The 13307-nt window shown below is 69.4% G+C and carries 12 protein-coding genes; 7 read left to right on the forward strand and 5 right to left on the reverse strand.

From position 1 onward, the window contains the following. The first annotated feature begins 47 nt into the window (after positions 1-47). From kdsA to QTI51_RS12350, 4 genes are all read left to right on the forward strand, one after another. Entirely contained in the window at positions 48-893 is an 846-nt protein-coding gene (gene kdsA, locus QTI51_RS12335) for a 3-deoxy-8-phosphooctulonate synthase (RefSeq protein ID WP_116907117.1), read from the forward strand. A gap of 149 nt (positions 894-1042) precedes the next feature. Next, a complete protein-coding gene (locus tag QTI51_RS12340; protein WP_116907116.1) occupies positions 1043-1420 on the forward strand; it encodes a hypothetical protein in 378 nt (125 codons plus the stop codon). A gap of 80 nt (positions 1421-1500) precedes the next feature. Further along, positions 1501-2469 carry a S1C family serine protease gene (locus QTI51_RS12345; protein WP_116907115.1) on the forward strand — a complete coding sequence of 323 codons (969 nt, stop codon included), beginning with the start codon at positions 1501-1503 and terminating at the stop codon, positions 2467-2469. A gap of 193 nt (positions 2470-2662) precedes the next feature. Continuing rightward, positions 2663-3292: a DUF4337 domain-containing protein gene (locus QTI51_RS12350; RefSeq protein WP_116907114.1), complete on the forward strand. Its 630-nt coding sequence runs from the start codon at positions 2663-2665 to the stop codon at positions 3290-3292. A 47-nt stretch (positions 3293-3339) separates the two neighbouring features. Here QTI51_RS12350 and QTI51_RS12355 read toward each other — a convergent pair whose 3' ends face one another. After that, positions 3340-3924 (reverse strand): lipocalin family protein, encoded by a 585-nt coding sequence (locus tag QTI51_RS12355; protein WP_116907113.1) that lies wholly within the window; start codon positions 3922-3924, stop codon positions 3340-3342. A 130-nt stretch (positions 3925-4054) separates the two neighbouring features. Then, a complete protein-coding gene (locus QTI51_RS12360) occupies positions 4055-5617 on the reverse strand; it encodes a diguanylate cyclase domain-containing protein (RefSeq protein WP_286515763.1) in 1563 nt (520 codons plus the stop codon). 285 nt (positions 5618-5902) lie between these two features. Here QTI51_RS12360 and QTI51_RS12365 point away from each other — a divergent pair, with 285 nt between their 5' ends. Then, complete coding sequence (locus QTI51_RS12365; RefSeq protein WP_116907112.1) at positions 5903-6469, forward strand: thioredoxin family protein; 567 nt, start codon at positions 5903-5905, stop codon at positions 6467-6469. A 177-nt stretch (positions 6470-6646) separates the two neighbouring features. On the opposite strand, the gene QTI51_RS12370 is transcribed toward QTI51_RS12365, so the two are convergent. Beyond that, the gene (locus QTI51_RS12370; protein WP_116907111.1) at positions 6647-7387 is read right to left on the reverse strand and encodes a response regulator; all 741 of its coding nucleotides are present in this window, start codon (positions 7385-7387) and stop codon (positions 6647-6649) included. 256 nt (positions 7388-7643) lie between these two features. Here QTI51_RS12370 and QTI51_RS12375 point away from each other — a divergent pair, with 256 nt between their 5' ends. Together QTI51_RS12375 and QTI51_RS12380 are read left to right on the forward strand one after the other, a co-directional pair. Next, on the forward strand, positions 7644-9017 hold the full coding sequence (locus tag QTI51_RS12375; RefSeq protein WP_116907110.1) for an ATP-binding protein: 1374 nt from the start codon (positions 7644-7646) through the stop codon (positions 9015-9017). A gap of 142 nt (positions 9018-9159) precedes the next feature. Beyond that, positions 9160-10947 carry a cytochrome c biogenesis protein DipZ gene (locus tag QTI51_RS12380; RefSeq protein WP_116907109.1) on the forward strand — a complete coding sequence of 596 codons (1788 nt, stop codon included), beginning with the start codon at positions 9160-9162 and terminating at the stop codon, positions 10945-10947. Between the two features lie 30 nt (positions 10948-10977). Here the strand turns inward: QTI51_RS12380 and QTI51_RS12385 are convergent, their stop codons facing one another. Next, entirely contained in the window at positions 10978-12435 is a 1458-nt protein-coding gene (locus tag QTI51_RS12385; RefSeq protein ID WP_286515760.1) for an HD domain-containing phosphohydrolase, read from the reverse strand. A 77-nt stretch (positions 12436-12512) separates the two neighbouring features. Further along, positions 12513-13292, reverse strand: a complete 780-nt coding sequence (locus QTI51_RS12390) for an alpha/beta fold hydrolase (protein ID WP_116907108.1) — start codon at positions 13290-13292, stop codon at positions 12513-12515. Positions 13293-13307 lie beyond the last annotated feature (15 nt).

The raw sequence follows: 13307 nt of genomic DNA on the forward strand, positions 1-13307 counted from the left end.
CCTGCTGAAGCGGACGGACAATAGGGCCAAACAGCCTGGAGAAAACCTTGTCTACCGTCACCATCAGCCCCAACGTCAGCGTCAGCAACACAAGCCCCTTCGTTCTCTTCGGCGGGGTCAACGTGCTGGAGTCCCGCGACCTGGCCCTGCGCAGCGCCGAGGAATATGTGCGCGTCACGCAGAAGCTGGGCATTCCCTATGTCTTCAAGGGCAGCTTCGACAAGGCCAACCGCTCGTCGATCCACTCGTACCGCGGCCCGGGGCTGGACGAGGGCCTGAAGATCCTGCAGGCCGTGAAAGACAGCTTCGGCGTGCCGGTGCTCACCGACGTGCACGAAATTGCACAGGCCGCCCCCGTGGCCGAGGTGGTCGACGTGCTGCAGCTGCCCGCCTTCCTGGCGCGCCAGACCGACCTGGTGGTGGCACTGGCCAAGACCGGCCGCGTCATCAACATCAAGAAACCGCAGTTCCTGAGCCCCTCGCAAATGCTCAACATCGTCGAGAAGTTCAAGGAAGCGGGCAACGACCGGCTCATTCTTTGCGACCGCGGCACCTGCTTCGGCTACGACAACCTGGTGGTCGACATGCTGGGCTTCGGCGTGATGAAGAAGATCACGCAAGACCTGCCGGTGATCTTCGACGTGACCCATGCGCTGCAGCAGCGCGAAGCCGGCGCCGCGGCCTCCGGCGGGCGCCGCGAACAGGTGGCCGACCTGGCACGCGCCGGCATGGCCGTGGGCCTGGGCGGCCTCTTTCTGGAGGCCCACCCCGACCCGGCACAGGCCAAGTGCGACGGCCCCAGCGCCCTGCCGCTGGACAAGCTGGAGCCCTTCCTGACCCAGCTGAAGGCGCTGGACGACCTGGTCAAGTCGTTCCCGGCATTGAAGATTTGAGCCGGTAGCCAAAAAAAGAATGGCTTCGTACTAAACATCTGGCCGGAATTTCCGATAGATCACTCAGGCGCCAAAACCCCGACACACAGCGGGACCGGCGCAGGCACCGCCCTCACGGCGCGGACGATCGAACAACGGAAAGGCCCGGCATGAACAGAGAAGCTTCGGCGCTCGGACACGACTTCTCCAGGTGGGCGCGCCTGACCGAGAGCTACGCCAAGGAGGTCGAGGCGCTGCGCCGCGAGGAGCCCGGCGCGTCGATGCGGCTCATGCGCATCGCCCACGCGCTGATGCAGCACCAGGACCCGTTCAGCGCCAACCCGCCGGACTCCGAGCACATGCCGCTGCCGCTGCGCTTTGCACCGCCCAGGCCGCCCCGGTCTTCAGGCGCGGCCCGTCCCGGCGCCCCCGCGTGGAGCAGCCCGCTACGCAAGGCGCTGAGCGGCTTCAGGGAGCGCCTGCGCAGCCGCGGAGCGGGCTCCGGCCGCACAGACGCACAGGGCTCCCCCCCGTCACCACTGGCTTGAAAAGCCCGCGCGCCGCCGCCATTTCCCTGGAAACATTTCCCTGAAATCTTCTTCGGGACCTGGCGACTGAAAGGTGCTCCATGGGCGCGCGCGACGAATTCCTTCTCGACTCTTACTCGGCCACCGTCACACAGGTGGCCCACACGGCCAGCGCGGCGGTCGCGCACATCAAGGTCAAGAAACCGGGCCAGCGGGGTGCTGCCTCCGCCCAGGGCGCGGTGCACGGCAGCGGCTCGGGCTTTCTGTTCACGCCCGACGGCTTCACCCTCACCAACGCCCACGTGGTCGAAGGCGCGAGCGAGCTGCGCGCCGCCTTTGCCGACGGCACCGAAAGCATCGCGCGGCTGGTGGGCATCGACGCCTCCACCGACATCGCGGTGCTGCGCATCGAGTCGCACCCCGCGGCCTTCCTGCCGCTGGGCAGCTCGGCGGCGCTGCAGCCCGGCCAGGTGGCCGTGGCGGTGGGCAACCCGCTGGGCTTCGACTTCACCGTGACAGCCGGCATCGTGAGCGCGCTGGGCCGCAGCCTGCCCTCGCGCGGCGGCCGGATGATCGAGGACGTGATCCAGACCGACGTGGCGCTCAACCCCGGCAACTCCGGCGGCCCGCTGCTGGACAGCGCGGCCAACGTCATCGGTGTGAACACCGCCGTCATTCCCTCGGCCCAGGGCCTGAGCTTTGCCGTGGCCATCGACACCGCGCGCTGGGTGGCCGGCGAGTTGATGCGCCACGGCGCCGTGCGCCGCGGCAAGCTGGGCGTGCAGTGCGCGGCCGTGGCCCTGCCCCGGCGCTGGGTGCGCGAAAACGATTGGCCCGTGGCCACCGGCGTGCGGGTGGTCGAGGTGGTGGCCGGCTCGGCCGCCGCGCGCGACGGCCTGCGCAGCGGCGACATCCTCGTGGGTTGCGACGGCACGCCGCTGGCGCAGCTGTCAGACCTGCTGAAGCGGCTGGCGGGCGAAGGCTATGGAAAGCCGCTGTTGCTGAAGCTGCTGCGGCCGGTGGCGGGCACGCTGACGCCGTTCTACCTGACGGTCGCGCCCGGGGGCTGAGCTCTAAAGCAAAGAGGAAAGAGCGACCGAAGAGCGAGGGAAGACCGAGGGAAAGCGCTTAGGAGAACCCGCGCCGCGCTGTAGGCGCCAGGGTGTCGGCGAACGTTCATGAAGACCGGGCATGCTCACGCGCGCCCGACGCTTTTCTCCAGAGAGTCTGTCGACTCGCCCCTCCCGCTACCCAAAGGATTCCATGTCAGGACACGGCTTTCACGTGCACGGCCCGCACGACCACGAACTCGAACACGCCGCATCGGGCGGCCACGGCAACGACCACGGGCACGGCTCGGAAGACGCCGCGGCGCAGGGCGGCGGCATGAGCATGACCAGCAAGATCGCGGTGTGCACCGCGGTGATCGCCACCGTGGGCGCCATCTTCTCGTACATGGGCGGGGCCACGCAGGCCAACGCCGGCCTCTACAAGAACAACGCCGCCATCAAGAAGACCGAGGCGTCGAACCAGTGGAATTACTTCCAGTCGAAGAGCACCAAGCAGGCGCTGGCCGAGTTCGCGCGCGACACCGCCACCGACGACACCCGCCGCCAGGGCTGGCAGGTGAAGGTGGCGCGCTACGAGCAGGAAAAAACCGACATCCAGACCGCCGCGCGCAAGCTGGAAGACGAGTCGAACCGCTGGGACGCGCAGTCTGAAGAGCAGATGCACCAGCACCACCGCTGGGCGCAGGCGACCACCGTGCTGCAGGTGTCCATCGCGCTGGCCGCCATGGCGCTGCTCACCAAGAAGAAGTGGCTGGAGCGCGGCATGTTCGGCGTGGCCGCGGCCGGGCTGGCCATCGGCGTGCTGGCGGCGCTGCACATCTAGCACGGGCTGCGCGCAGCCACGCGAGAAGACGGACGCGGGGCTGCTTCCTACTTCCTGGCTGCGTCCGCATCTTCCGGCCACTGCTGCGGCACGCGGCGCAGCTTGTCGACCGCGTAGCCCAGCGTCTTCAGCTGCGTGACCGCGGCCTGGTACACCGGCTCCGACACCGTCGGCGTGCGCGCCATGATCCAGGCGTAGTCGCGGTCGCTGCGGCCGATGATGGTCAGCTGGTAGTCGCGGTCGATGTCCACGATCACGTACTCCGCCTTGATGGGCCAGATGAACTGCATGCCCCACACCGCATTGCTGGTGCCGGGCACCACGGTGCCGGTGGGGTTCATGGTTTTCAGCGGGCCGTCGAAGCCGCCTTCGCGGTAGCGAAAGCGCGTGTCGATGCTGCCGTCGGGCTTCAGGCTGTACGACTCCACGGCGTTGAAGGCGTCGCGCTCGGGCCGCGTGGGAATGTTGCCGATGACGTACCAGTCGCCCATGAAGCGTTGCAGGTCGACCTGCTTCACAGGCGTGATGGTCGGGGGCGACACGGCGCAGCCGGTCATCATGAAAGCGGCCGCCACGCCCAGCACCATGTGCAGCGGGGGGCTGGCAAGAAGGGTTCGCAGGGTACGGGTCATGTCCTCGGCTCCGGTGTTTTGAAAAGCCACCCTAGCGCGCCGACCCACCGCGCCGCGTCGGACGGGACGCCTTGGAGCCGCTGCCAATACCCCGGCCACGACCGGCCATTACCCGCACCGACCGGCAACGCTACAGCGTCTGCCACCCCGACATCAACCGCCTGGCCGATCGCTCGCCCGCCACCACGTAGCTGCCGCGCCCGCCCTGCTTGGCCTGGTACATGGCCTTGTCGGCGGCGCCGAGCAGGGCCTGCGGGGTTTCGTCGCCGCTGCCCAGCGCGATGCCGATCGACACGCCGATGGAAATGCGCGAGTCGCGCAGCTGCAGCGGCACGGCAATGGCTTCGATGCAGCGCTGCGCCAGCGTCAGCGCCGCGCCCTGGGCCGGGTCTTCGAAGTCGGCGGCCAGCAGCACGAACTCGTCGCCGCCCATGCGCGCCACGGTGTCGGTCTCGCGCACCAGGCCGAGCAGGCGGCGCGCAATTTCCTGCAGGGCCTGGTCGCCGGCCTCGTGGCCCAGCGTGTCGTTGAGGTTCTTGAAGCCGTCCAGGTCGAGGTACAGCAGCGCCACCTGGCTCACGTTGCGCTTTGCGCGCACCAGCGTCTGCTGCAGCCGGTCGTCCAGCAGCTTGCGGTTGGGCAGGCCGGTAAGGCTGTCGTGGTGGGCCATGCGCGCCAGCGCCGCCTGGTTATCGACCAGCTTGGCCAGCAGCCGGTTGAAGGCCTGCGTGAGGTGGCCGATTTCGTCGTTGCGCACCACCCGCAGCGGCGTGAGCGCGAGCTCGCCACGGGTCATGCGGTCGGCCTGGTCGGCCGCGCGCAGCAGGGGCCGCAAGAGCCACACCAGCACCAGGCCGATCACCGCCAGCACGACCAGCACCGCGGGCGCGCGCTGCTGCAGGATGAAGCGCTGCATGCGCCCCACCGGCGCCAGCGCCTCCGCCACGGGCAGCCGCGCCACCACGAACCAGCCGGCGATGGGCACCGAGGCGATGGCCGAGATTTCGTCGATGCCCTTGGCATTGCGCGTGGTGCCGCTGCCGCGGTAGCCCTCCATGGCGCGGTCGTGCAGCAGGTTCACGCCCACGGGCGGGGTCGGGGTGAGCGACATCGAGGTGTCCGTCGAGGCCACGAAGAGCCGGTCGCGCGGCGACACCACCAGGATGCCGCCGGCATGGCCGACGCGTCCGCGCTGCAGGTGTTCGAGCAGGCCGTCGGCGTCGAGGTCGGCGGTGCCGGCGAGCACGGCCATCACCTGGCCGTCGCCGCTGCGCACGGGCACGGCCATGGGCAGCACCGAATGGCCCGACACGGGCACCGCCTGCGGGCGCCCCAGGCTGGAGCGCCCGGCGAGCGCGCCGGCGAATTCCGAGCCGTCCACGGGCACGCGCCCTTGCCCGTCGAGCCGGTTGCCGGCCGCGTCGGTCACCTGCAGGCCGAGCGGGAACACGGGGCTGAGCGAGCTGCGTTCCTCCAGCCAGGCGCGCAACGGCTCGGGCTGCGACAGCAGGCCCCGCGGCAGCGTGGCGGCCAGCCGGTCCAGGAAAAGCAGGCGTTCGCCCAGGTAGTTGTCGACGTCGCGGGCCACGTAGTCGGCCAGGGCCGTCTGTTGGGTGGCGACGGACTGCGTGAGGTCCGAGCGAAGGAAGCGGGTGAGCTGGAAGTAGCTCAGGGCCGTTCCCACCAACGCCATGAGAAGGCCCATCAGCATTAACCGAGCAACCAGGCTGTTGGCAGTTTTTCTGAATTTCACTCGGTTGAAACGTGGTGAGCCGGACAGGATGCGAACTTTAGCTTAACTGTCTGTCAGCCGGGGCGTCGGACCGGGATCCGGCTGTTTCGTGAAACGTAGTGTTCGCCCGGCGCCGCGCGGATACACAGGCATACGCAGTTCGCGCCGCGAGGGGGTCGTGCGTCGAAGAATCGGCCACGTTCACGCACCGATGAACACCGCCACTCTTCTTCCGAAGGAACCCCCATGCGCTTTCGCTCCCCTGCCCTTTTCTTCGCCGTCGCACTCACGGCGTCCGCCGCAGCCTTGACGATGTCGTTCGCCGCATCGCCGTGGGGTGGCGACATTGCCGCGGCCGACGCGCAGCCCGCGCCCGAGTTCCAGAACATCGACACGTGGCTCAACTCCCAGCCGCTGAAACTGCAGGAGCTGCGCGGCAAGGTGGTGCTGGTCGACTTCTGGACCTACACCTGCATCAACTGCCTCAACCACCTGCCCTACGTGAAAGACTGGAACGAAAAGTACAAGAACCAGGGGCTGGTCGTCGTCGGCGTGCACACGCCGGAGTTCGCGTACGAGAAGTCGACAAGGAACGTGAAGGACGCCATCCAGCGCCTGCAGATCAAGCATGCGGTCGCGCAGGACAACAGCTACGGCACATGGAAGGCGTTCAAGAACCAGTACTGGCCGGCGGTGTACCTGATCGACAAGCAGGGAAAGATCGTCTATTCGCACTTTGGCGAGGGCAGCTACGCCGCGACCGAGAAGAAGATCCAAGCGTTGCTTGCGGAGCCTTCTTCGAGCGGGTCTTGACGATGTATGCGCTGCTGTTCACACGCCCTGAACAACGGCAACAACAGCAACAGCAACAGCAAACGAAATGAAAAAACTCTGGTTCGCCCTGCTCTTCTTCGCGGGCGGAATCGCGCACGAAATGCGCAACCCCGTCAGCTGCCAATGCATCACGACACGCGCCAACGCGCGCCCGCGTCAGTCCAACGCTTCGACGGACGACGCGAACACATAGCCCTCGCTGCGCACCGTCTTGATGTAGCGCGGCTCGCGCGCATCGTCGCGCAGGCGCTGGCGCAGCCGGCTCACCAGCAGGTCGATCGACCGCTCGAACAACTCCGCCTCGCGACCCTGCGTCAGACTCAGCAACTGGTCGCGGCTCAACACCTTCTGCGGATGGTCGAGAAACACGCGCAGCAGCCGGTATTCGGCGCCGCTCAACGCCACCATCACGCCGCTGTCGTCCAACAGGTGGCGCGCGGTGGTGTCGACCTGCCAGTCGCCGAAGGCCAGCATCGTGGCCGACTCGGTCGCGTGCATGTTCGGCGGCAGCATGCGCGTGCGACGCAGCACCGAACGCATGCGCGCCAGCAGCTCGCGGGCCGAGAACGGCTTGGCCAGGTAGTCGTCGGCGCCCATTTCCAGGCCCAGGATGCGGTCGGCCTCCTCGCTGCGCGCCGTGAGCATCAGGATGGGCGTGGCCTTGTACTTGCCGGTGCGCAGGTCGCGGCACAGCGTGAGGCCGTCTTCGCCTGGCAGCATCAGGTCGAGGATGATGAGATCGAACGGGCCCGACTCTTCCAGCGCCGCGCGCATGTGCCGCCCCGTGGGCACCGCCACCACGCGCAGGCCGTTCTTGACCAGGTAGGTGGTGAGCAGCTCGCGGATTTCCCGGTCGTCGTCGACGATGAGGATGTGGTCGGAATTCTTGGGGATCATGGCCGTGCGGTGAGGCTGTTGCTTGTGTGCGGAAGCCGCAATGTAGCCCGGCCGCCGGGCGGGACAAGCGGGTTTGTATGCCTGTGTATCCCGCGGGGCGAGCGGCCACAGTACGTTGCGTGGGGCGAACGTGCGCAAGGCCGATGCAGGCCGGCACGGGCCGTGGCAGGTAATGTTGTATGTCCCGCCCGGCTGCCCGACACACTGCCATACAAACAACCGCGTCCCCGGCGGCGGCGGGTCTATAAACCAGCCCATGCCTACCTCCGCAAGCCTTTCCGCGAACACCGCTTCCGCTCCGGTTGCGCCCCCCGGCTCCGGCCTGCGCCGGCTGGTGCCGCGCACGCTGTTCGCCCGCGTGACGCTGATCATCGTCATCGGCCTGGCCATCGCGCAGCTGCTGACCTTCGCCTCGATCCGCTACGAGCGCGGCATCGCGATGCGCGAGCTGATGATGACGGGCATCGAGCGCGACATCGCCAGCTCGGTCGCCATCCTCGACCGGCTGCCCGCCGGCGAGCGCGAAGGCTGGCTGGCGCGGCTGGAGCGGCGCAACTACCGCTTCGTGCTGGGCGGCACCGCGCAGGGCACGGCGCCCGACACGCCGATGTCGCAGCAGTTCGCCACGGCCATCGCCGAGGCGATGCGGCCGTTCCGGATCGTCAAGGTGGCGCAGGTGGCCAACCCGCCGCAGGGGCTGCAGATTCAGGTGCGGCTGTCCGACGGGGCCAGCGTGATCGTGCATGCGCGCCGGGTCGACATGCCGGTGTCGAGCTGGGTGATGTGGCTGCTGTGGGTGCAGCTGCTGGTGCTGGCGGTGTGCGCCTGGTACGCGGTGCGGCTGGTGACGCGGCCGCTGGCGCAGCTGGCCCGTGCGGCCGACGAACTGGGCCCCGACCTGAAGGGCCAGCCGCTGGCCGAAGAAGGCCCGACCGAGGTGCGGCACGCCGCGCGCGCCTTCAACGCCATGCAGAAGCGCATCGCGGGCTACATGGCCGAGCGGGTGGAAATCCTGGCGGCCATTTCGCACGACCTGCAGACGCCCATCACCCGCATGCGCCTGCGCACCGACCTGATGGACAGCGAACCCGACCGCCACAAGTTTCGCCAGGACCTGGACGAGATGCACGCGCTGGTGCGCGAAGGCGTGACCTATGCGCGCACGCTGCACGGCGCCACCGAGCCGCCGCTGCGCGTGGACGCCGACGCGCTGTTCGAAAGCATGCTGGCCGACTACGAAGACGCGGGCCAGCAGGTGCGGCTGGAAGGCCGCATGGGCGCGCCCATCGTCACGCGGCCGAACGCGCTGCGCCGCATCGTGATGAACCTGATCGACAACGCGCTGAAGTTCGGCGACGACGTGCGCTTGCAGGTGCATGCCGAGGCAGGCAAGCTGGTGGTGGCCGTGGTCGACAACGGCCCGGGCATTCCGCCCGACGAACTGCAGCAGGTGCTCAAGCCCTTCTACCGCGTGGAAAGCTCGCGCAACCGCAGCACCGGCGGCACCGGCCTGGGCCTGGCGATCGCGCACCAGCTGGCGACCGCCATGGGCGCGGAGCTGGCGCTGCGCAACCGCAGCGAAGGCGGGCTGGAGGCGCGGCTGACGCTGGACATTCGCGCCGCGCCTTAAATCCGATTGCGCTGATCGCGCCGCGACTCGTCGCCGCACCCGTTCCCCGACCTTCCCCGCAAGCGGCTCGCATGGCGAGATCGTGAAGCCGCTGCTCGCTCTTTTTTCCACCCTGCCATCGCCCCTTCACCGGACCCGCACCATGTTCCTCCTCGTCGTCGCCTACCTGGGTGGTGTGCTCACCATCCTGAGCCCGTGCATCCTGCCGGTGCTGCCCTTCGTGTTCGCGCGGGCCGACCGGCCCTTCCGCTCGCACGGCCTGCCGATGCTGCTGGGCATGGCGCTGGCGTTCGCGGCCATTGCCACGCTGGCGGCGGTGGGCGGCGGCTGGGTGGTCACGCTGAACCAGTACGGGCGCTACGCGGCCATCGCGATGCTGGCGCTGTTCGGCGTGACGCTGCTGTTTCCGTCCGTGGCCGACCGGCTGAGCCGGCCGCTGGTGGCGCTGGGGCTGCGCCTGTCGGAGGCGGACCGGGCGCGCGCGTCGGTGTTCTCGCCGCTGCTGCTGGGCGTGGGCACGGGGCTGCTGTGGGCGCCGTGCGCGGGGCCGATCCTGGGGCTCATCCTGACCGGTGCGGCGCTGAACGGCGCGAGCATCGGCACCTCGCTGCTGCTGCTGGCCTATGCGGCGGGCGCGTGCACGTCGCTTGCGGCGGCGCTGCTGTTCGGCGGGCGGCTGTTCGCGCTGATGAAGGGGTCGCTGCGCACCGGGGAATGGGTGCGGCGCGTGGCGGGCGTGGCCGTGCTGGCCGGCGTGGGCGCGATCGCGCTGGGGCTGGACACGGGGCTGTTGAGCCAGGTGTCTTTCGGCACCACGTCGGCGCTGGAGAAGGTGTTGGTGGACAAGGTCGATATGAAGCGGCCCCAGCCGCTGTCGCAATCAGGCGTTGACCGCACCGGCCTCATGCTGACCGCCACCGCTCCCGAATCGGCCAAGCCCGCGCAAGCCCTGCCCGACGAAGGCCGCTTCGCGCCGCTCACCGGCGCCACCGAGTGGATCAACTCCGCCCCGCTCACGCCCGAGGCCTTGCGCGGCAAAGTGGTGCTGGTCGACTTCTGGACCTACTCGTGCATCAACTGCCTGCGCGCCCTGCCCTACGTTCGCGCCTGGGCCGAGAAGTACAAGGACGCGGGCCTGGTGGTGGTCGGCGTGCACACGCCGGAGTTCGCCTTCGAGAAGCAGCCGGCCAACGTGCGCCGCGCCACCCAGGACCTGGGCGTGGGCTTTCCGGTGGCGGTGGACAGCAACTACGCCATCTGGCGCGCGTTCGACAACCAGTACTGGCCGGCGCTGTACATCGTCGATGCGCAGGGGCGCATTCGCCATCACCAGTTCGGCGAGGGCAAATACGCGCAGTCGGAGCAGGTCATCCAGCAACTGCTGACGGAGGCCGGTCGGCCGGTCTCCGCATCCATCGGCGCCGGCACGCTCGTGGCACCCGAGGGCCAGGGCACGCAGGCCGCCGCGGCCGCGGTGCCGGCGCTCTCGGGCGAGACCTACCTGGGCTACGAGCGCGCGAACAGCTTCGCCTCGCCCGGCGGCATCGCGAGCGACCGGGCCCGCACGTACCAGGCGCCGGCGTCGCTGCGCACCAACCAGTGGGCACTCGACGGCGAATGGACGGTCGGCAGCGAGCGCGCGTTGCTCGGCCGTGCGAGCGGACGCATCGCCTACCGCTTTCATGCGCGCGACCTGCACCTGGTGCTCGGGCCCTCGGCCGACGGCAAGCCGGTGCGCTTTCGCGTGCGTGTCGACGGCAAGCCGCCGCTGGCGGACCACGGCACGGACACCGACGCGCAAGGCAACGGCACCATTGACGCGCAGCGGCTGTACCAGCTGGTGCGGCAACAGTCGAACGGGCCGGACCGGCTCTTCGAGATCGAGTTTCTCGATGCGGGTGCGCAGGCCTACGTGTTCACGTTCGGCTGAAGATCGTGTTCTTGCGCGGCGCTGGGCGGGTCAGAGCAGCCCGAGCGTCAGCGCCTTGAGCGTGGCCGCGGCGCGCGTGGTGCAACCGAGCTTGCGGAAGATGTTCTCCAGGTGCGCGCGCACGGTGCTCGGGCTGATGCCCAGCGAGCGCGCCGCCTCCTTGTTGCTTTCGCCGAGGCTGATGCGGCCCAGCACTTCGACCTCGCGGCGCGAGAGCAGCGCGGCGTCGTTCGACGACGGCACCGCAGCGGCCGCCCGGGGATGGCCGGTGAGCGCGGCGACGGCCGAGGCGTCGAGCCGGCCGGCGTCGGCCTCGGCGCGCAGGGCGCTCACCGCGTCGGCGTCGGGCAGCGCCGCCCTGCCCGGTCGGCCGGTGCACAGCGACACCCAGTGCGCGGCCGCGGCGAGCACGCGGCATTCGGTGTCGATGGCCGGCCCCTTCACGCCGCGAAAGAAGCCCGAGCCGTCGAGGCGCTCGTCCACGAAGGAAGCGAGTTCGGCCTCGGCGCGCAATGTGTCGATGCGGCGCGCGGCGCGTTCCGTCCAGTAGGGCACGAGGCGCAGCCGCTCGGCGTCGGCCTCGCTGCGCACGCCGGGCGTGTCCCACACGCTGTTGGGCACCGACGCACGGCCGATGCCGTGGATGAGCCCCGCGCGGTACACGCGCTGCTGCTGCGCCGCGTCCAGCCCCAGCTCGGCGGCGCAACGCCGCGCGGCTTCGGCCACGCGGCGCGAAAAACCGGTCATCCAGGGCAGCTTGAGGTCGATGACGTCGGCGATGAGCTCCAGCGGCGCGGTCGCGCCCTGCAAGGCACCGGGCGACGGCAGCGCCTCGGTCGCGGCGCCCTGCTCCAGCCCGTGCAGCCAGTCGACCGCGTGGCGCTGCACGGCGTCGACCAGGAAGGCGGGGTAGCGGGCATCGGCGCGCTCGGCGATGTAGCGCAGCGCATTGCTCAGGCCGTGCACGCGCGAGAGGATCTCGAGATCGCCCGCGATACTGACCAGGAACACCTCGCCGGGAATGCGCGAAGCGTCGAGCCCGTTCGGCTTGCCGCGGCCGTCGTAGGTTTCGAAGATGTGGCGCAATGGCAATTCCACCGCCGCGGGCATGCCGAGCGTGCGCGCGATGTCGCCCGACACCTCGCAGTGGATTTCCGCGAGCGGCCCCACGGAGCCCGCGAAGTCGGCCGCCGCGCGCGCCGAGCCGGTGGCGAGCATGGTGCGACGCCCGCCCACGTCGTCGCCCAGCAGGTCGGAGAACTCGGGCGCGTTGGCCGTGCAGCCCGACCAGCGCAGCAAGGACACGCAGGCCGCGTGGCCCTGCGTGGCTTCGCCCTGCCCGGTGGCCGCCGCGAGCTGCGAAGCCAGCCACGCGGTGCGCGTCGAATGGTCGACGGGCTGGCCCATGCTGAGATCGCCGACGAAGGCGAGCGCGCGGATGGCGTCGAAGACCTGGATGGGGGAAGAAGGCGGAGCGGAAGGCGACACGAAAAACGGCACGGAGGGCGAAAAAAGCCGAGGGCGGCGTGCCGGCGCCGCATGGCGCCGCGCCGGCACGCGCGAACTTACTTCGATTGGCGCACGGCGTCCAGGATCACTTCGGCCACCTTGGCGGGCTGCGATTGCTGCGGCACGTGGCTGCTGTTCACGCGCGTGAGGTGCGCGCCGATCTTCTTGGCCATGTCGAGCTGCAGCGCGGGCTGGATCATGTGGTCGGCGCCGGTGGCCAGGTACCAGGAGGGCTTGGTCTTCCAGGCGGCCACCGAGATCTTCTGCTCGAACGACTTGCCCAGGATGGGGCCTTGCGTGGCCGTCATCACGGCGGTGGCAGCAGCGGGCAGGTCTTGCGCGAAGTGCTTGCTCATGCCCTCCTTGGTGAGCGACAGGAAGCCGCTCTTGTCGGCCACGATGTGCGCGAAGCCGGGCGCCGGCGGGTAGTCCTTGCCGAGCTCGGCGCTGGTCTGGCCGGCGTCGGGCGCGAACGCGGCCACGTAGACCAGCGAGCTCACCTTGTCGTCGGCGCCGGCTTCGGTGATGACCGAGCCGCCCCACGAGTGGCCCACCAGCACCACCTTGCCGGGCTGCGCGTCGATGGCGCGCTTGGCGGCGGCCACGTCGTCTTCCAGCGAGGTCAGCGGGTTCTGCACGGCCACCACGTGCAAGCCCTTGGCCTGCAGCAGCGGAATGACCTTGGCCCAGTCGGAGCCATCGGCGAAGGCGCCGTGGACGATCACGACGCTGGGCTTGGCGGTGTCCTGCGCAGCCGGCGTGGCGGCCATGGTGGAGAACGACAGGCCGATCACGGATGCGGCGGCGGCGAGCTTGAAGCGTTGGGCGATTTTCATGACGGGGTCCAGTGA

The sequence above is a fragment of the Variovorax sp. J22G73 genome (genome assembly GCF_030317035.1).
Classification (GTDB): domain Bacteria; phylum Pseudomonadota; class Gammaproteobacteria; order Burkholderiales; family Burkholderiaceae_C; genus Variovorax.

What these genes read in the sequence shown, in the direction of transcription:
- QTI51_RS12345 (WP_116907115.1), top strand. Translation starts at nt 1,501, where the DNA reads ATGGGCGCGCGCGACGAATTCCTTCTCGACTCTTACTCGGCCACCGTC.
- QTI51_RS12365 (WP_116907112.1), top strand. Translation starts at nt 5,903, where the DNA reads ATGCGCTTTCGCTCCCCTGCCCTTTTCTTCGCCGTCGCACTCACGGCG.
- QTI51_RS12360 (WP_286515763.1), bottom strand. Translation starts at nt 5,617, where the DNA reads ATGGCGTTGGTGGGAACGGCCCTGAGCTACTTCCAGCTCACCCGCTTC.
- QTI51_RS12355 (WP_116907113.1), bottom strand. Translation starts at nt 3,924, where the DNA reads ATGACCCGTACCCTGCGAACCCTTCTTGCCAGCCCCCCGCTGCACATG.
- QTI51_RS12380 (WP_116907109.1), top strand. Translation starts at nt 9,160, where the DNA reads ATGTTCCTCCTCGTCGTCGCCTACCTGGGTGGTGTGCTCACCATCCTG.
- QTI51_RS12350 (WP_116907114.1), top strand. Translation starts at nt 2,663, where the DNA reads ATGTCAGGACACGGCTTTCACGTGCACGGCCCGCACGACCACGAACTC.
- QTI51_RS12390 (WP_116907108.1), bottom strand. Translation starts at nt 13,292, where the DNA reads ATGAAAATCGCCCAACGCTTCAAGCTCGCCGCCGCCGCATCCGTGATC.
- QTI51_RS12375 (WP_116907110.1), top strand. Translation starts at nt 7,644, where the DNA reads ATGCCTACCTCCGCAAGCCTTTCCGCGAACACCGCTTCCGCTCCGGTT.
- QTI51_RS12340 (WP_116907116.1), top strand. Translation starts at nt 1,043, where the DNA reads ATGAACAGAGAAGCTTCGGCGCTCGGACACGACTTCTCCAGGTGGGCG.
- QTI51_RS12370 (WP_116907111.1), bottom strand. Translation starts at nt 7,387, where the DNA reads ATGATCCCCAAGAATTCCGACCACATCCTCATCGTCGACGACGACCGG.